We start from the raw sequence: 17,744 nt of genomic DNA, 5'->3' as shown, positions 1-17,744 counted from the left end.
TCAGGCGGCGCGGATGCCGCTGTGGCGCAGCAGCGGTTCGATGCTCGGCTCGCGGCCGCGGAAGGCCTTGAACAGTTCGGCGGCATCCCTGGCACCGCCTTGCTCGAGGATCTCGCGGCGGAAGCGAGTGCCGGTCTCGGCGTCGAAGGTGCCGGCCTCCTCGAAGGCACTCCAGGCGTCGGCGGACAGCACCTCGGCCCACTTGTAGCTGTAGTAGCCCGCCGCATAGCCGCCGGCGAAGATGTGGCCGAAGCTGTTCTGGAAGCGGTTGAATTCGACTCGCGGTACCACCGAGACCTTGGCGCGGACATCGTCCAGCAGCGCCTGGATGTCGGCGGCAGACGGCGCGGCCGGCTCCAGGTGCAGGCGGAAATCGAACAGCGACAGCTCGACCTGGCGCAGCATGCCCATGGCGGACTGGAAGTTCTTGGCCGCGGTGAGCTTGTCGAACAGCTCGTCGGGCAGCGGCTCGCCGGTGTCGACGTGGCCGGAGATCAAATCCAGCCCTTCACGCTCCCAGCAGAAGTTCTCCATGAACTGGCTCGGCAGTTCCACCGCGTCCCAGGCCACCCCGTTGATGCCCGACACGTCGGCCACCTCCTGGCGGGTGAGCATATGGTGCAGGCCGTGGCCAAACTCGTGGAACAGGGTGGTGACCTCGTCGTGGGTCAACAGCGCCGGCTTGTCGCCCACCGGGCGGGTGAAGTTGCAGGTCAGGTAGGCCACCGGCAGCTGCAGCTCGACGCCGTGACGGCGACGCACCCGGCACTCGTCCATCCAGGCGCCGCCGCGCTTGCCTTCCCGGGCGTAGAGATCGAGATAGAAGCCGGCGATGGGCTGGCCGTTCTCGAGCACCCGGTAGAAGCTGACGTCCTCGTGGTAGCTGGGGGCGTCGGGATCCTGCTCGACCTGCACGCCGTAGAGGCGCTCGACCACGCTGAACAGCCCGGCGACCGCCTTGGGCGCAGGGAAGTAGGGGCGCAGCTGCTCCTGGGAGATGGCGTAGCGGGCCTCGCGCAGTTTCTCGCTGGCGTAGCCCACATCCCAGGGGGCGAGTTCCTCGAGCCCCAGCTCGTCACGGGCAAAGGCCTCGAGCTCGCTGAATTCCTGTTGGCCCTGGGGCAGGGCCCGTCTGGCCAGGTCGTCTAGGAAGCCGATGACCTCGCTGGGGCTGTCGGCCATCTTGGTCGCCAGCGAGTAGTCGGCGTAGCTGGAGAAGCCCAGCAGCTCGGCCATCTCGCGGCGCAGCGCCAGGGTCTCTTCCATGATCGGGGCGTTGTCGTACTCGCCTGCGTTGGGGCCCTTCTCGGAGGCCCGGGTGACGAAGGCTGTGTAGACCTCACGGCGCAGTTCGCGGTCTTCGGCGTAGCTCAGCACCGGGAAGAAGCTGGGGAAGTCCAGGGTGATGCGATAGCCCTTGTTGCCCTTGGCCTCGGCGTTGGCCGCCAGGGTGTCCAGGGCGCTCTGGGGCAGGCCGGCCAGACGGCTGTCATCGTCGAGTTCCAGCGCCCAGGCCTGGGTCGCGTCCAGCAGTTGGTTGGAGAAGGTGCTCGACAGACTCGACAGGCGCGTGCGGATTTCCGCCGAGCGCTGTTTCTTGTCTGCCGGCAGGTCGACGCCGGCCAGGCGGAAGTCACGCAGGGCGTTGTCCACCGAGCGCTGGCGAGCCTCGTCGAGCTCGGCGAAGGCCGGGCTGTCCTTGAGCGCCTGCCAGGCGCGGAACAGGCCTTCGTGCTGGCCGATCCAGGTGCTGTAGGCGGAGAGCTTCTCGAGGCAGCCGTCGTGGGCCTCGCGCAGCTCCGGTGTGCTCATGGTCGAGTTGAGGTGCGATACCGGCGACCAGGCCTGGGCCAGGCGATCGCTCATCTCTTCCAGCGGCGCCGCCAGGCTGTCCCAGCTGGGGGTGTCGCGCTCGGCTTCGGCCACCAGCTTCTCGACGCCTTCGCGCAGCTCCTCGAGCAGCGTGTCCACCGCAGGGGCGACGTGCTCCGGGCGAATCTCGCCGAATGGCGGCAGGGTGTGGCGTTCTAGCAGCGGATTGCGGGACATGGGCACCTCTCGGGAATTCGACAATGGTTCAGTAAATGCGGGCGACTGCCGGCGGTTTCAATGTGCTAGTCTTGCGGCCTTCGTTTTTCTCGATCTGGACACCGAAAGACCATGAACCAAACGCTGGAACGCTGGAGTTCGCGCCGCGCCTTTATCCTGGCCGTGACCGGGGCCGCCGTCGGTCTTGGCAATATCTGGCGCTTCCCCTACATCACCGGGGAGAACGGGGGCGCCGCCTTCCTGCTGCTCTATGTAGGCTTCGTGGTGGTGCTGGGCCTGCCGGTGATGATGGCAGAGATCATGATCGGCCGGGCCGGTCGGCGCAGCCCGATGCAGTCGCTCGCTGAGCTGGCGCGTCAGCGCGGCACCTCGAGCCACTGGAAGTGGCTGGGGCTGTTCGGCGCCTTCACGGTGTTCTGTATCCTGTCGTTTTACTCGGTGGTGTCCGGCTGGTCCATCGACTTTATGGTCAAGGCCTTCAGCGGAGGCTTCGCAGGCCAGAGTGCGCCGCAGATCGGCGCAGGCTTCGACGCCTTCCTGGCTGACCCGCTGCGAATGACGCTCAACCACACTCTGTTTCTGGTGATGACCATGGTGGTGGTCGCCGCCGGCGTGGCCAAGGGCCTGGAGCGCCTCAACAATCTGCTGATGCCGGCGCTCTACCTGCTGCTGATCGTACTGGCCGGTCACGCCGTGACCATGGACGGCTTCGGTCCGGCCATGGCCTGGCTGTTCACCCCGGACTTCTCGGCGCTGACGCCGATGGTGCTGGTGCACGCCATGGGACATGCCTTCTTCACCCTGGCGGTGGGGGCCTGCGCGCTGATGGCCTACGGCGCCTATATGCCCGACCACCAGAGCCTGCCTGGCGCCGCCGGCGCGGTGGCGGTGCTTGATGTGCTGGTGGCGCTGCTGGCCGGTATTGCGATCTTCTCGGTGGTGTTCACCCAGGGCATGGATCCGGGGGAGGGTCCAGGACTGGTATTCGTGACCCTGCCGGTGGCCTTCGCCGAGCTGCCCGGTGGTCCCTTCTGGCTGGGACTTTTCTTCCTGCTGCTGCTGCTGGCGACCTGGACTTCATCGATCAACCTGGCCGAACCGATGGTCTCGACCCTGGTGGGCTGGGGGCTGTCGCGGCGCATGGCCGCCCTGGCGGTGGGCCTGTGCGTATGGCTGGTGGGGCTGTTGTGCGTGCTGTCGTTCTCGAGTCTGAGCGACGTCCAGCTGATCGGCGAGATGAACTTCTTCGGCGTGGTCAGCACCATCCCGCCGGAGATATTCCTGCCGCTGGGCGGTCTGTTGATCGCCATCTTTGCCGCCTGGGTGATGCCTGAGCAGGAAGCGCTGCGGGCGCTGGATGCGGGGCCCAATGGCTTTCGCGTGTGGCGCGCCGTGGTACGCTGGGTGTCGATTCCGCTGGTACTGGTGGTGCTGTTCAGCGGTCTGCTGTAGTGCCGCGACCGACCGGCGCACAACCTTCAGGAGAGACAGCGATGGCAGACAGGGTGGCAACGGAAGCGCACGATGGTACGCCGGGGTATCCGGTGATCCGTTCCTGGCAGGGCGTAAGCCCCAGGCTGGGCGCGCGGGTCTATATCGACCCCCAGTGCATGGTATTGGGTGACGTGGAGCTGGGCGACGACTGTTCGGTGTGGCCGATGGCGGTGATTCGCGGAGACATGCACCGGATTCGCATCGGCTCGCGCACCAGCGTGCAGGACGGCAGCGTGCTGCACATCACCCACGCCAGCGACTTCAATCAAGGCGGCTGGCCGCTGACCATCGGCGATGAAGTCACCATCGGCCACAAGGCGGTGCTGCATGGCTGCACCCTGGGCAATCGGATTCTGGTGGGCATGGGCGCCATCGTCATGGACGGGGCGGTGGTCGAGGACGAGGTGATCATCGCCGCCGGTGCGGTGGTGCCCCCCGGCAAGCGCCTGGAAAGCGGCCACGTCTACGCCGGCAACCCGGCCAAGGCGCTGCGCCCGCTGAAGGATTCTGAGCGCGCCTTCTTCCCCTACACCGCAGGCAACTACGTCAAGCTCAAGGATCAGTACCTGGTCTCGGCCCAGGGCTGACGACAGAGCCGCAGTGGTGAAGAACACGGATCTGCCCGCGCAGGTCCGTGTTTTTTTATCCAGTATGTTTCCAACCAATTGTTTCTATTGAACTGCCGGGCGATAATCTGGTCATTTATCCAGTATATGCCTTTTGAGGAGCCCGCCCGGCATGGCCAACTTCCGCACCCACCTCAGCGTGGCCGCCGCCGGCGGCGCGGTGCTGGCCCATGGCGGCTGGCAGGCGGGGCTGTGGTCGGCACTCGACAGCCTGCCGATGCTGGCGCTGACGACCCTGGGCGGCATCCTCCCCGATATCGACTCCGACAGCTCCAAGGCGATCCGGCTGATCTTCAATCTGATGGCGGTGCCGGCGGTGGTGGCCGGCGCGGTGATGCTGCAGGAGAGGTTCTCCGACGGCACCTTGCTGCTGGTGTGCGGCGCCATCTATCTGGCGGTGCGCTATGTGGCCGGCGCGATCTTTGCCCGCTTCACCGTCCACCGGGGGCTTTGGCACTCGCTACTGGCCGCGGCCATGTGCGGCCTTGCGACCGCGGCGCTCAGCCACCATCTGTTCGCACCACCGGACGCCATGGCCTGGGCCCACGGCGGCGCCCTGACCTTTGGCTTTGCCATCCATCTGTTGCTCGATGAGCTTTACAGCGTGGATCTGAACGGGGCGCGACTGAAACGTTCCTTCGGTACCGCCTTCAAACCGTTTGACTGGGGCGATCCCGGCAACTCTCTGGCGATGCTGTGCGTGACCCTGAGTCTGGCGCCCTGGCTGCCGTCCTGGGACGCGCTGCAGGGGCTGGTCGATCAGGGCGTAGCGCTGGTGTCGGGGCGCTGGCGATAGTCGTCGGGCTTGAGGGCGTGCTTCTTGAGCTTGTCGTAGAGGGTCTTGCGCGGCAGTCCCAGGTGCTCGCAGACCTCGTTGATACGGCCGTGGTGGCGGGCCAGCGACTGGCTGACCAGCTGTTTCTCGAACAGCTCCACCTGCTGGGGCAGCGGCAGCTCGCCACCGTCGCTGCCGACGCCTTCCATCAAGGCGTCGAGGCGGTAGTCGCAGGTGCTGCCGAGCAGCACGTAGCGCTCTGCCAGGTTGCGTAGTTCACGGGCGTTGCCGGGCCAGTCGTGGGCCAGCAGCGCGGTGACGCCGGCCGCGTCCAGCGGCGGCGCTTCCATGCCGCTGCGGCTGGCGGCCACCGCGGCGAAGTGGTGAAACAGCAGCGGGATGTCCTCGCGGCGCTCGCGCAGCGGCGGAATCATCAGGGTCACCACGTTGAGGCGGTAGTACAGGTCCTCGCGGAACTCGCCGGCCTCGGCGGCCGCCTTGAGGTCGATCTTGGTGGCGGCGATCACCCGAATGTCGAGTGTCACCGGGGTATTGCTGCCCAGGCGCTCGACCTGGCGCTCCTGCAGTACGCGCAGCAGCTTGACCTGCAGCGCCAGCGGCATGGACTCGATCTCGTCGAGGAAGACGGTGCCGCCGGCGGCATGCTCGAACTTGCCGATGCGCCGCTCCACAGCGCCGGTAAAGGCGCCTTTCTCGTGGCCGAACAGCTCGGATTCGATGGTGCTCTCGGGCACCGCGCCGCAGTTGATGGCGACGAAGGGCTTGCCGCCTCGGGCGCTGCGCTCGTGGATCGCGCGGGCCACCAGGTCCTTGCCGGCGCCGGTCTCGCCGAACAGCAGCACGTCGGCCTCGACCTGACTGATGCGCTGGACCATCGACGACAGCCGCTTGATCGCCGGGGTGCGCCCTACCAGACGTGGGCCTGGCGCGGTCTGCTGGGCCTCGAGCTCGGCCTTGAGGAAGCGGTTTTCCAGGCTCAGTCGACGCTTCTCGACGCCTCGCCGCACGACCTCGCCCAGGCGTTCACCGGGAAACGGCTTCTCGAGAAAGTCCCAGGCGCCTTCCCGCATGGCCTCCACCGCGGTGGATACGTCGCCATGACCGGTGATCAGTACCACCGGCAGGTCCGGGTCGCGCTGACGAATCTCTCTGAGCAGGCTCATGCCGTCCATGCCGGGCATGCGGATATCGCTGATCACCACCCCGCTGAAGTCCCGGTCCAGGGTGGCCAGGGCCTGTTCGGCGCTGGGAAAGGGCAGCGGTCGATAGCCGGCCAGTTCCAGCGTCTGGCCCAGGGTGACCCTCAGGTGCTCTTCGTCGTCGATGATCATCACGGGGGCTTCGTCGGTCATGTGGCGTGGCTCTCATCGTGGGGCGGGAGGACGTGCTCGGCCTGGGGCAGCTCGATGGTAAAGCGTGCTCCGCCCAGAGGCGAGACACCGGCCTGCAGGCGGCCGCCGAGATCATCGATGATCCGTGCGGAGATGGACAGCCCGAGCCCCAGTCCGGCGCCGGGGGCCTTGGTGGTGTAGAAGGGCTCGAACACCTGGCGGCGCTGGTCCTCGGGGACGCCGGGGCCGTTGTCGTCGACCCATAGCCTGACGCGGCCATCGGCGGCGGCCACGCCCAGTATCAGCTGTGGTGACGGCGTCTGTGCCATGGCCTGAAGGGCATTGCCGATCAGGTTGACCAGCACCTGCTCGAGTCTGACCAGGTCGGCCAGTACCCAGGGCGCTTCCTCCGGGGTGTCGAACACCACCTCGACCTGTTGCTCGCCGAGGCGTGCCTTGAACAGGCGCAGGGCGTAGTCGAGGCAGGCGCGGGTCGACACCGGGCTTGGCGGCTCACCGCTCTTGCGCGAGAACTGGCGTAGCTGGGCGCTGATCTCGGCCATGCGGCCGGTGAGTTCGATGATCTCGCCGAGGTTGGCGTCGACGGTGTCGTGGCGCTGTCGGGCGAGAAAGCCCCGGGCGTTCTCGGCGTAGGCGCGGATGGCCGCCAGTGGCTGATTGAGCTCGTGGTTGATGCCGGCGGCGAGCTGGCCGAGCACCGCCAGTTTGGCGGCCTGGGTCAGCTCGTCACGGGTCTGGCGCAGAGTCGCCTCGGTGCGTCGGCGCTCCTCGATTTCGTCGGATAGCCGGCGATTGGTGGCGAGCAGGTCGCGGGTCCGGCTGGCCACGTTGCGCTCGAGTTCGTCGCGGGCTTGCGCCAGGGTGGTGCGCTCACGCTCGGCGAAGGCTTCGCGCTCCCGGCGCAGTCGGTGGCGCTGCCAGCCGATGCCTCCGGCCAGCGCCAGCAGGCCGTATAGACCACCCCCCATCAGCATCGCCTGCCACTGGGCCTCGATCACCGGGGCCATGGGCTTGAGGATATGCATCTGCCAGCCCAGGGTGGGAAAGTTCCGAGTGACGCCAAGGTAGTGCCCGGACGCCAGCGGGCCGCTGTCGAAGCCCACCAGTCTGGCGTCGTTGGCGAGGTGATCGACGACCTCGAGGCCGCTCGGCTTCAGCGCTTCATCGGCGTAACGCCGCGAGTCGCGCAGCTCGGCCAGGCGCGGTGGCGCCAGCGGGGTGAGAGAGGTCAGGCGTAGCTCGGGTTGGCTGGCCATGAACACGATACCGTTCTGGTCCACCACCAGCAGGCTGGTCCCCGGACTCTGCCAGCTCGCCTCCAGCGTATCGACGCGGACCTTGACCACCATGACCCCGGCCGGGGTGGCGTCGGGATTGACCTCGTCGAGCCAGACCGGCGCCGAGAAGTAGTAGCCGCGATCCATCGATACCACGCCGAGGCCGTGGAAGCGGCCGTAGTGCCCGGCGATGGCGTCCTGGTAGTAGGGGCGAAAACGATAGTTCTGGCCGATGAAGTTGTCGGGGCGGTGCCAGTTGCTGGCCGCCAGGGTGGTGCCCTCGGCGTCGAGCAGGTAGATATCGGAGACGCCGGTGGTACTGCGGAAGCGGTTGAGCAGTCGGTTGAGTGGCATCACGTCCTGGCCGTCCGGGGCGCTCAGGTATCGCTTGACGGTTTCCCGGGTGGCGAGCAGTTCCGGCAGGTATTCGTGGCGTGACAGGTAACCGGTCAGGCCAGTGGCGGAAAGCCGGAGTTCGGTATCGGCATCACGCTTGAGCGAGGCCAGCGCCTGCTCACGGGCCAGGGTGGCGCTCTGCCAAAGCACCAGGGCGAGACCCAGCGCCAGCGCCAGCGCCAGGGTGCGGCGATTCAGCCAGCGTGACCAGCGTCGCATCGACTAGCGCGACCGGCGCGGCGGCATGACCTGGGCACGCCGCAGCGCTCGCTGCGAGCGGGTCTCGGCGCGCTCCATCTCGAGCAGACCCTCTTCGACGTAGACCAGGTGTTCGTGGGCCAGCGCCTGGGCGTCTTCGGCGCGCCCCTCGAGGATAGCGTCGAGCAGTGCCCGGTGCTGCTGCATCAGGCGGGGGCGTGCCTCCGGCTTCTCGAACAGATGGGCGAGATTGTCGACGATGCTGCGTTCCAGCAGGTGGAAGATGCCGCGAATGGTGTGTAGCAACAGGACGTTGTGGGCGGACTCGGCGATCGCCAGGTGGAAGGCGGCGTCGGCCTTGGCCTCACCCTGGGGGTCCTCGCCGAGAAAGGACGTCTCGAGCTCTTCGAAGCGCTGAATCAACAGCGCCCTGTCGGTGGGTGTCGAGCGTAGCGCCGCATAGTAGGCTGACAGGCCTTCCATGGCGTCACGGAATTCGAGCAGGTCCAGGTGGAACTCGCCGTGGCGAGACAGCATCTCCAGCAGCGGGTCGCTGTAGCCGCTGTTGAGAGCCTCGGTGATATAGGTGCCACCGCCCTGGCGGCTGACCAGCAGGCCGCGGGCGGCCAGTTTCTGGATCGCTTCGCGCAACGACGGGCGCGAGACGCCGAAGCGCTCGGCCAGTTCGCGTTCGGGGGGCAGGCGCTGGCCGGGGGTCAGGCTGCCTTCCAGAATCAGCGCCTCGAGGCGCTCGGTGATCACATCGGCCAGGCGAGGCTGGCGCACGGGCTGGTAGGCCATGGCGGTTTATCATCGACGTGGGAACGAGGCCGCCAGTGTAACGACAACTAATTGGTATTACCAATAGACGAGGTTGTCCTGTTGCCTATTCTGATCCTCGTTCTTCCCGAATTATCAACCTGTTACGTTCACGGCCATCGAGACATAGACCAAAGTATAGCGCAAAGTCCGAGCAAAAATCGGCGTCTGGTTTGACACTCTGGAAGAGCGAACCTACTGTGCCTAGATTCGGCGTTGTCAATTGGTTTTACCAATTTACTCCAACTCTATCCCTGGCGGTCGTTGGCAAGACCGATGATGCTCCGGGGGCCTCGGTTCCGGCGGTCCAGACGAGGCGTGCAGCGGTAGCCTGCTCGCCTCTGTTGTGCCGCTATTGATACCGGGAACAACGACAACGTCCTGCCGTGCCTGACCCTGAGGACCCCGCGATGACCGCCGTCAAGCTTTATCCCCCTCGCCCCGACAAGGTCTACCTGTTCGGAACCTGTCTGATCGACATGCTCTATCCCGAGGCTGGCCTCGATGCCGTTCGGCTGCTCGAGCGGGAAGGGATCGAGGTGATCTTCCCCGACGACCAGACCTGCTGCGGCCAGCCTGCCTACACCTCGGGCTATCACACCGAGGCCAGGGCGGTGGCCAGGGCCCAGCTCGATCTGTTCCCCGAGCCCTGGCCGATCATCGTGCCGTCCGGCTCCTGCGGCGGCATGATGCGTACCCACTATCCCTCGCTGTTTGCCGGCACCCCCGAGGAGGCAAGGGCCAGGGAGGTCGCTGATCGGGTGTTCGAACTGACCGAATTCCTGGTGCACGTCTGCCACCTGACGCTTGAGGATCGAGGCGCGCCGGAGAAGGTCGCCATGCATACCTCGTGCAGCGCCCGTCGCGAAATGGGCCTCGCCGAGACCGGCCCCGCGCTGCTGGCCAAGCTCGGCCAGGTCGAGCTGGTGGAGCAGGAGCGGGCCAGCGAATGCTGTGGATTCGGCGGGACCTTTGCGGTGCGCCATCCGGAGGTGTCCGGTGCCATGGTCGAAGACAAGAGTCGTGCCATCGAAGCCGCCGGCGCCGAGCGTTTCGTGACCTCCGACTGTGGCTGTCTGATGAACATCGCCGGGCGTCTGGCCCACCGCGACAGCACGCTCGAAGGCGAGCACATCGCTTCCTATCTGTGGCGGAGGACCTCATGAGCCAGCCTGTTCAGACCTTTACTCCCGAGGCGTTCCATCGCCAGGCCCACGAGGCGCTGGAGAATCCGCAGATCCGTGCCAACTTCCGCAAGGCGATGGACGGCCTGATGGGCAAGCGTCGCAAGGCCTTCGACGACTGGGACCTGGAGACCCTGCGTGAGCTGGGGGCCAATATCCGGCTACGTGCGCTGTCGAAGCTGCCCGACCTGCTGGAGCAGCTCGAGGCCAACTGCGAGGCCAATGGCATCCGCGTGCACTGGGCCGAGAATGGCGAGCAGGCCTGCGAGCTGATCACCGAGGTCTGTCAGCGTCATGGTGCGTCCTCGGTGATCAAGGGCAAGTCCATGGTGTCCGAGGAAATGCACCTGAACGCCCACCTGGAGAAGGCTGGCATCGATGCCCTGGAGTCGGATCTGGGCGAGTACCTGGTGCAGCTCAACGAGCAGACGCCGTCTCATATCATCATGCCGGCGATTCACCTCAATACTGGCGAAATCTCCGACATCATGCACGAGCGCACCGGGACCGAGCGCACCACCGACGTGGACGCGATGACCGCAGCGGCCAGGGCCCAGCTGCGCGAGCGTTTCATGACGGCGGATGTCGGGGTGTCCGGGGTCAATTTCGCGGTGGCCGAGACCGGTACCCTGTGCCTGGTGGAGAACGAGGGCAACGGGCGCCTGACCACCACCGCGCCGCCGGTGCACATCGCCGTGACCGGCATCGAGAAGGTGGTCGAGCACCTGGCCGACGTGCCGCCGCTCTACGCCCTGCTGACGCGCTCTGCCACCGGCCAGCACGTGACCACCTACTTCAACATGATCAGCTCGCCACGCAAGGCCGACGAACACGACGGTCCCGAAGAGGTGCATCTGGTGCTGGTCGACAGCGGTCGCTCGCGGGTCTACCAGGACGATGAACTGCTCGACACCCTGCGCTGCATCCGTTGCGGCGCTTGCATGAACCACTGCCCGGTGTACACCCGGGTCGGCGGTCACACCTACGGCACCACCTACCCGGGGCCGATCGGCGCCATCCTGATGCCGCACCTCATGGGGCTTGAAGCGACCAAGGATCTACCGTCGGCGTCGAGCCTGTGCGGCGCCTGCGGTGAGGTGTGCCCGGTCAAGATCCCGATTCCGGACCTGCTGGTGCGTCTGCGGCGTGAGGCCGTGGGCGACGGCGTCGGCAATGTGCCCGGTGCCGGGGTCAAGCGCTCGCGCAAGGAGGTCGCCGCATGGAAGAGCTGGCAGTGGCTGGCTACCCATCCCGGAGCCTGGCGAGGCGCTACCCTGGTCGCCGGCAGCTTCCGTGCGCTGGCGCCGTCCCACCTGGGGCCCTGGACGCAGTACCGCAGCGCCCCGAAGCCGGCCAAGACGTCACTTCACACGCTGATCAAGCGTCATCGCAAGGAGAAGGGCGAATGAGTGCCAGAGACAACATTCTGGGTCGCCTGCGCGATCGCCAGGGCGGACCGCTGTCGGCCCCCGACAGCGACTTCGGCGTGGTCACCGGGCGCCAGTGGTCGCGCCACGAACGACTCGAGCGCTTCGAGCACTGGATCTCCTCGGTGCATGGCGAGGTGATTCACTGTGACTCTGCCGGCTGGACCGAGACCCTCGCCAGGGTGCTGGCGGACAAAGGCGTCAAGCGCCTGGCGCTGGGCCGGGAGCATCCGGTAGCGCAGCAGGCCCGTGAGGCCCTGGCGGATCATGAGGTCGAGCTGGTCGACGCCGACCGTGACATCGAGGGCTGGAAGCGTGAGCTGTTCGACGGCGTCGAGGCTGGCCTTACGTCCACCCGTGGCGCCATCGCCGAGACCGGCAGTCTGTGGCTGTGGCCGACCCCGGATGAACCGCGTCTGCTGAGCCTGGTGCCGCCTTTGCATATCGCCGTGCTCGATGCCGACAGCGTCGAAGACACCTTCTTCGATGTCGTCACCGGGCAAGGCTGGGCCAGCGCCATGCCGACCAATGCGCTGCTGATCTCGGGGCCGAGCAAGACCTCGGATATCGAGCAGACGCTGGCCTACGGCGTACACGGTCCAAGAGAACTGGTGGTCATCCTGCGCGACGCCTGATTCACCGTGCTCGCGTGCGACACCTGCGACATCGGAGTGGTTTGCGTCCTGACGCGCGTCATGCAAGTTGGTTATAGTGTGCGTTCCCGGCGATGTTCTGTTGTCGGCGCAGGAAGCGAAATTCAACTGATGGAGGCAGGCATGTCCAAGCAGCAGTGTCCGGGGTCGAAACGCCCACTTTGCAAGGCCATTTCCCCGTTGCTGGTGGTCAGCGGGGTGTCCATGGCGGTCTTGCTGAGCGGATGCCAGGACGACGGCGGTAGCCAGGGCGGGCGGTTTGTCGAGGCGCCGGATGTTGCGCTGGGCGAAGCGATTGAGGGCGAATTGACCTCGCAAAGCGGGATCAACCTCAAGGATGGCTCGCGCCACGACCGTCGCTGGGTCTGCGGCGAGGCCGAATCTGGTGTGCTGTACCGGCTCGATTCACCCTTTGCCGCCAGCCTCTCGGTGTATTCCGAAGACGGCAAGTGGCAGGGAGGTGCGAGCAGCACCCAGGAGGCGCCGGCATCGCTGTTGCTGTCTTCCGCCGAGGGGTGCTCGCTGGTGGTCGTCAGCAGCGACGACATGGCAGGCTTTGGCCCCTACTCGCTGAAGCCGAGTGAGGCCCAGGCATCCGAGACGCTGGGCGACGACCAGGACGTCGTCGGGGCGCTGGGAGGCGAGGCGGCGAGCTACAGCTTCTCGCTGGAGCAGGCTCGCCAGGTCTCTCTGGTGCTTGCCGGTGCGTCTGACGCATCGCTGGTGCTCAGTGGCAATGGTGTCGAGCATAAGGCCGCGCGCTGCGGTGATGACCAGCAGACTCTGAAGACCTTCCTCGATCCTGGTGACTATGAGGTGCGTGTGACGCCTGGTCAGCCGGTCAAGGAGCGCGTGGACGTAGAGTGCCAGGACGACTTCGTCAGCGTCGGCGACGGCTATCGCCTGTCGATGCAGCAAGCCGATCTTTCCAGCGGCGAGCGTAATGCCGGACCGCTGCGCGCCGGTGACAGCATCACCGGTACCCTGGCTGACGCCTCCTCCAGCAATACCTACAGCCTCAAGATCGATGAGCCCTCCAGCGTCAATCTGGCGCTCGCCTCCAGCGATTTCGACACCGTGCTGCGGGTACGCGGCGGCCAGACCAATATCGAGGTCGATGATTCGGGCAGCGGTACCGACTCTCATCTCGACAGCGTGCTGATGCCGGGCGACTACCGGGTGGTGGTCAGCGGCTACGGGGGCGAGTCCGGCGGCTATTCGCTGGAGCTTTCGACCTCGCCCTTCGACGGCGAGTTGAAGAACGAAGGGGCCATCGAGCCAGGTGAGTCTGTGCAGGGCATGGCCGGCGGGTTTCAACCCAATGCCTACACCCTGGACATCGAGCAGCCCTCCGAGGTGACGATTGCACTGTCGTCCTCTGCCTTCGACACCCAGCTCTATCTTGAGGGCAACGGTGTGTCGCTCAGCGACGATGACGGCGGCGGTGGTACCAATTCGCGGCTGAGCGAGGTGCTCGAGCCCGGCAGCTATCGCATCGAGGTGGCAAGCTACTCGGGTGTCGCTTCCGGCATGTTCCGGTTGGAGACCGACGTCACTGCCTTCGATGGCGAAATGCGCAACAGCGGTGAGCTGCAGCAGGGAGACACGGTGCGCGGCATGGTGGGGGCCAGCGGTGTCAATCAATACAGCTTCACCCTGGAAGACGCCGCAGAGGTGACCCTGGAGATGAACTCCAGCGCCTTCGACGCCATGCTTGGCCTGCGCGGCGAAGGAATCGACACCAGCGATGACGATGGTGGCTCGGGTACCAATTCGCGTATCAGCGCGATCCTCGAGGCTGGTACCTACAGTGTCGATGCGCGAAGCTTCAGTGGCTCCGGCACCTACTCGCTGAGCCTGTCGCAGACGCCCTTCAGCGGCGAACTGCGCTCCGAGGGTGAGATTCGCACCGGCGAGACCCTTTACGGTCAACTCGATGCCAGCGGCAGGCTCAACTACCAGCTGGTGGTCGAAGAGGCTGGCGTCATCAGCATCGAGACTCAGTCCGACGCCGTGGATACGCTGTTGGAGCTCGAGGGTGAGGGCGTGTTCTTCCAGGACGACGACGGTGGCAGTACCCAACTCGGGTCGCTGATCGAAACCCGTCTGGAGCCAGGTGTCTATGACGTTACCGTCAGCGGCTATGGCGGGGGCGGCGGCATCGTCCAGATCGACGTCAGGGGCTAACCCCTAGCGCCAAACGCCACTCTCCGGAGTGGCGTTTTAGTATCTGAACGGCTGCAATAGCGAATAATCAGACAGGGAGCGCACCATGACGGCCATCACCACCACCAAGCCCAGCATTTCCATCGACGAGTTGACGGCGATGCTGACCGAACGCCTGTCCACCGAGCGATTGGTCCAGGATCCGCTGCGCCGGCTGGCCTACGGTACCGATGCCAGCTTCTATCGGCTGGTGCCGAGCCTGGTGGTGAGGCCGGAGACCGAACAGGAGCTTGTCGAAGTCATTGGCGCCTGCCGCGAGGGCAACTGGCCGATGACCTTTCGCGCCGCAGGTACCTCGCTGTCCGGTCAGGCCATCACCGATGGGGTGCTGATTCAGCTGGGACGTGGCTGGCGCGATGCCAGGGTGCTCGATGACGGTGCCAGAATTGACCTGCAGCCAGGCGTTATCGGCGCCAGGGCCAACGAGCTGCTGGCGCCCTTTGGGCGCAAGATCGGGCCGGACCCGGCGTCCATCGCCAGTTGCATGATCGGCGGCATCGCCGCCAACAATGCATCGGGCATGTGCTGTGGCACCGCCCAGAATACTTATCGGACCCTGGACAGCCTGCGCATGGTGCTGCTCGATGGCACGGTACTGGATACCGCCGATGCCGACAGCGTGGCAGCCTTTCGTCAAAGCCATGCGGCCCTGCTCGATGGGCTGGAGCGACTGTCGACCAATGTGCGCACCGATCTCGAGCTGGCCAAGCGCATTCGCCACAAGTATCGCCTGAAAAACACCACCGGCTACGCGCTCAACAGCCTGGTGGATTTCCGTGACGGTGTGGACATCCTGGCCCACCTGATGATCGGCTCCGAGGGTACCCTGGGCTGTATCACGCGGATTACCTATCAGTCGGTGCCGGAGCCGCCACGCAAGGCCGCCGCCCTGATCTTCTTCCCGGATCTCGGCAGCGCCTGCCGTGCCACCATCGCCTTGCGTGGCACCGGCGTGGCGGCGGTGGAACTGATGGATCGTGCGGGGCTGCGTTCGGTGGAGCGGCAGCCGGGCATGCCGGAGCAGCTGCGTGAGCTACCGGACGGCGCCACGGCATTGCTGGTGGATGTCCGCGAGGAGGATGGGCCTCGGCTGGAGGCGCGTATCGAGGAGGTCGGCCAGGCGCTGGAAGGCATCACCACCCTCGAGCCCATCGCCTTCACCGAAGACCCGGTCAGCTACGCGCTCTACTGGAAGGTACGCAAGGGACTGTTCCCCGCCGTCGGTGCTGTGCGTGATCTTGGAACTACCGTGGTGATCGAGGACGTGGCTTTTCCCATCGAACGGCTGGAGGAGGGTGTCGCCGCCCTGACCGAGGCGTTCAAGCGCCATGGCTACGACGACGCCCTGCTGTTTGGTCACGCCCTGGAAGGCAATCTGCATTTCGTCTTCCCTCAGGGCTTTGAGCGTCCGGGGGAGAAGGAGCGCTACCAGGCGCTGATGGCAGATGTCGCCCAGTTGGTAGCCGTGGACTTCGGTGGCTCGCTCAAGGCCGAGCACGGCACCGGCCGCAATATGGCACCCTTTGTGGAGCTGGAGTGGGGCGAAGAGGCCTATGCTCTGATGTGGCAGATAAAGGCGTTGTTCGATCCGGGCCATCTGCTCAACCCCGATGTGATGCTGACGCGCAACCCGACGCTGCACCTCGAAAATCTGAAGCCATTGCCTGAGGCCGACCCCATCGTCGATCGCTGCATCGAGTGTGGCTTCTGCGAAGCCGTGTGTCCTTCACGCGAGCTGACGCTGACGCCTCGCCAGCGCATCGTGCTGACCCGCGAGCGAGTTCGCCTGGCAGCCCTGGATGAGTTGAGCGATGAAGAGCGAGAGCGTCGCGATGCCTTTGAGCAGAGTGCGCTTTACGATATCGATGTCACCTGTGCCGCCGATGGCATGTGCGGGACGCGCTGCCCGGTCGGTATCAATACCGGCGAGATGGTGCTCGCCATGCGCCAGGAACGTCATGTTGGCAAGCAGGAATTGGCAAGGCGAATCGGGCGTCACTTCTCCGGGGCTACCAAGATTGCCCGGGGCGGCCTGCGTGCGGCCAGCCTGGGGCGTGGGATCATCGGCGACGCTTTGATGGCCCGAGCCAGTCAGGGTGTTCACAAGGCCAGCGGCAAGCGTGTCCCACAGTGGATACCGGCGATACCCGCCGCCGCCCCGATTCGGGTGCTCAAGTCGTCGCGGCCATCGGCGGGCGCATCGTCCGCCGAGGGGCCGCGCGATTCGGTGGTGTACTTCCCTTCCTGCGCCACTCGGGTGTTTGGCGCCGACAAGCGGGACGACTCGGCGCGTGCGGTGATGGAGATCGTACTGAGTCTGCTCGACAGAGCCGGGTATGACGTCATCATTCCCGAAATGCCAGGCCACCTGTGTTGCGGGATGGCGTTTTCCTCCAAGGGGATGGATAACGAGGCGACGCACAAGGCGCGCGAACTCAACCGGGAGTTGCTGGTCGCGAGCCAGAACGGTCGTTTCCCGGTGCTGTTCGATACCAGTCCTTGCAGCTTGCAGGTCGAGGGGCATCTGGATGAGCGCTTGAAGGTGCAGGAGCCGGTGGCCTTCGCCCATGACCACCTGTTGCCGCGCCTGGAGGTGACGCCGCTGGACTGCAAGGTGGCGGTGCACGTGACCTGCTCCAGCCATCGCAAGGGGCTGACCGACTCCTTCGTGGAGCTGGCGCGTGCGTGTGCCAGGGAGGTGGTGGTGCCGGATGGTATCAGTTGCTGCGGATTTGCCGGCGACAAGGGCTTGCGCGTACCGGAACTGACGGCTTCATCGCTGCGCGATCTGTCGGGGCAGGTGGCGGGCTGTGACTTTGGTGTCTCCAATTCGAGAACCTGCGAGATGGGCATGACCCAGCACTCCGGCCTTACCTATCACTCCATACTGGAGTTGCTGGACCGCGCGAGTCAGCCGACTGCTCAAGGGGGCGTATCGGAAGAGCGCACCGTCTCGCTGTAAGGCCCTGCTCCAGATCGTGACTGAAGCCTGAACCGCTGTCGATGACGCCCCGAAGACAGCTCGATGAACTTTTTTGCATAAGGGTATTGCCAAGGGCGGAGGGGATGCGTAAAGTACGCATCCGCTGCCGGCGACGAGCAAACGTCACAGGCGGTTAAGGGTGGTAAAAGTGATTGTTTTGAAAAGGCTTTTTCAAGTCTTCGAAAAATTCTCCACTTGACGGGCAACGAGAAATCGGTAAAATGCTCGCCACTCGATCGGAGTCGCCAGGACGGCATCGCAGGA

General features: G+C 65.5%; 12 protein-coding genes. 8 read left to right on the top strand and 4 right to left on the bottom strand.

The window, feature by feature from the left end; genetic code table 11:
• Entirely contained in the window at positions 1–2,049 is a 2,049-nt protein-coding gene (prlC, locus tag KUW00_RS19020; protein WP_222569885.1) for an oligopeptidase A, read from the bottom strand.
• Between the two features lie 111 nt (positions 2,050–2,160).
• Here prlC and KUW00_RS19015 point away from each other — a divergent pair, with 111 nt between their 5' ends.
• From KUW00_RS19015 to KUW00_RS19005, 3 genes are all read left to right on the top strand, one after another.
• Positions 2,161–3,501, top strand: coding sequence for a sodium-dependent transporter (locus tag KUW00_RS19015; protein ID WP_222569884.1), 1,341 nt, complete (start codon positions 2,161–2,163; stop codon positions 3,499–3,501).
• Between the two features lie 41 nt (positions 3,502–3,542).
• Entirely contained in the window at positions 3,543–4,130 is a 588-nt protein-coding gene (locus KUW00_RS19010; protein ID WP_108449989.1) for a gamma carbonic anhydrase family protein, read from the top strand.
• A gap of 151 nt (positions 4,131–4,281) precedes the next feature.
• Positions 4,282–4,965 carry a metal-dependent hydrolase gene (locus KUW00_RS19005; RefSeq protein WP_045992228.1) on the top strand — a complete coding sequence of 228 codons (684 nt, stop codon included), beginning with the start codon at positions 4,282–4,284 and terminating at the stop codon, positions 4,963–4,965.
• On the opposite strand, the gene KUW00_RS19000 is transcribed toward KUW00_RS19005, so the two are convergent.
• From KUW00_RS19000 to KUW00_RS18990, 3 genes are read right to left on the bottom strand one after another with little or no spacing between them, the layout of a single operon-like run.
• Entirely contained in the window at positions 4,929–6,317 is a 1,389-nt protein-coding gene (locus KUW00_RS19000) for a sigma-54-dependent transcriptional regulator (RefSeq protein ID WP_213227304.1), read from the bottom strand. The two genes, KUW00_RS19005 and KUW00_RS19000, sit on opposite strands and share 37 nt — an antisense overlap.
• Positions 6,314–8,209, bottom strand: a complete 1,896-nt coding sequence (locus KUW00_RS18995) for an ATP-binding protein (RefSeq protein WP_222569883.1) — start codon at positions 8,207–8,209, stop codon at positions 6,314–6,316. The genes KUW00_RS19000 and KUW00_RS18995 overlap by 4 nt, the downstream gene beginning before the upstream one ends.
• A 3-nt stretch (positions 8,210–8,212) precedes the next feature.
• A complete protein-coding gene (locus tag KUW00_RS18990) occupies positions 8,213–8,989 on the bottom strand; it encodes a GntR family transcriptional regulator (protein WP_045992225.1) in 777 nt (258 codons plus the stop codon).
• Between the two features lie 428 nt (positions 8,990–9,417).
• Between KUW00_RS18990 and KUW00_RS18985 the strand changes: the two genes are divergently transcribed.
• The 5 genes from KUW00_RS18985 to KUW00_RS18965 all read left to right on the top strand — a co-directional run bounded on the left by KUW00_RS18985 (position 9,418) and on the right by KUW00_RS18965 (position 17,459).
• Positions 9,418–10,173, top strand: a complete 756-nt coding sequence (locus KUW00_RS18985; RefSeq protein WP_045992224.1) for a (Fe-S)-binding protein — start codon at positions 9,418–9,420, stop codon at positions 10,171–10,173.
• Entirely contained in the window at positions 10,170–11,600 is a 1,431-nt protein-coding gene (locus KUW00_RS18980; protein ID WP_045992223.1) for a LutB/LldF family L-lactate oxidation iron-sulfur protein, read from the top strand. The genes KUW00_RS18985 and KUW00_RS18980 overlap by 4 nt, the downstream gene beginning before the upstream one ends.
• Positions 11,597–12,253, top strand: a complete 657-nt coding sequence (locus KUW00_RS18975; protein WP_108449986.1) for a lactate utilization protein C — start codon at positions 11,597–11,599, stop codon at positions 12,251–12,253. The genes KUW00_RS18980 and KUW00_RS18975 overlap by 4 nt, the downstream gene beginning before the upstream one ends.
• Before the next feature lie 141 nt (positions 12,254–12,394).
• The gene (locus KUW00_RS18970) at positions 12,395–14,458 is read left to right on the top strand and encodes a hypothetical protein (protein ID WP_222569882.1); all 2,064 of its coding nucleotides are present in this window, start codon (positions 12,395–12,397) and stop codon (positions 14,456–14,458) included.
• Positions 14,459–14,543: 85 nt separating this feature from the next.
• On the top strand, positions 14,544–17,459 hold the full coding sequence (locus KUW00_RS18965) for an FAD-binding and (Fe-S)-binding domain-containing protein (protein WP_222569881.1): 2,916 nt from the start codon (positions 14,544–14,546) through the stop codon (positions 17,457–17,459).
• Positions 17,460–17,744 lie beyond the last annotated feature (285 nt).

This window comes from Halomonas sp. DP5N14-9 (genome assembly GCF_019802175.1).
In the GTDB taxonomy this organism is placed as follows: domain Bacteria; phylum Pseudomonadota; class Gammaproteobacteria; order Pseudomonadales; family Halomonadaceae; genus Halomonas; species Halomonas litopenaei.
This window is presented reverse-complemented; position numbering and strand designations above follow the sequence as displayed.

Excerpts from the sequence above, each read along its gene's own strand:
- KUW00_RS19015 (WP_222569884.1), top strand. The coding sequence starts at position 2,161 with ATGAACCAAACGCTGGAACGCTGGAGTTCGCGCCGCGCCTTTATCCTG.
- KUW00_RS19000 (WP_213227304.1), bottom strand. The coding sequence starts at position 6,317 with ATGACCGACGAAGCCCCCGTGATGATCATCGACGACGAAGAGCACCTG.
- prlC (WP_222569885.1), bottom strand. The coding sequence starts at position 2,049 with ATGTCCCGCAATCCGCTGCTAGAACGCCACACCCTGCCGCCATTCGGC.
- KUW00_RS18975 (WP_108449986.1), top strand. The coding sequence starts at position 11,597 with ATGAGTGCCAGAGACAACATTCTGGGTCGCCTGCGCGATCGCCAGGGC.
- KUW00_RS18970 (WP_222569882.1), top strand. The coding sequence starts at position 12,395 with ATGTCCAAGCAGCAGTGTCCGGGGTCGAAACGCCCACTTTGCAAGGCC.
- KUW00_RS18985 (WP_045992224.1), top strand. The coding sequence starts at position 9,418 with ATGACCGCCGTCAAGCTTTATCCCCCTCGCCCCGACAAGGTCTACCTG.
- KUW00_RS18965 (WP_222569881.1), top strand. The coding sequence starts at position 14,544 with ATGACGGCCATCACCACCACCAAGCCCAGCATTTCCATCGACGAGTTG.
- KUW00_RS18990 (WP_045992225.1), bottom strand. The coding sequence starts at position 8,989 with ATGGCCTACCAGCCCGTGCGCCAGCCTCGCCTGGCCGATGTGATCACC.
- KUW00_RS18980 (WP_045992223.1), top strand. The coding sequence starts at position 10,170 with ATGAGCCAGCCTGTTCAGACCTTTACTCCCGAGGCGTTCCATCGCCAG.
- KUW00_RS19005 (WP_045992228.1), top strand. The coding sequence starts at position 4,282 with ATGGCCAACTTCCGCACCCACCTCAGCGTGGCCGCCGCCGGCGGCGCG.
- KUW00_RS18995 (WP_222569883.1), bottom strand. The coding sequence starts at position 8,209 with ATGCGACGCTGGTCACGCTGGCTGAATCGCCGCACCCTGGCGCTGGCG.
- KUW00_RS19010 (WP_108449989.1), top strand. The coding sequence starts at position 3,543 with ATGGCAGACAGGGTGGCAACGGAAGCGCACGATGGTACGCCGGGGTAT.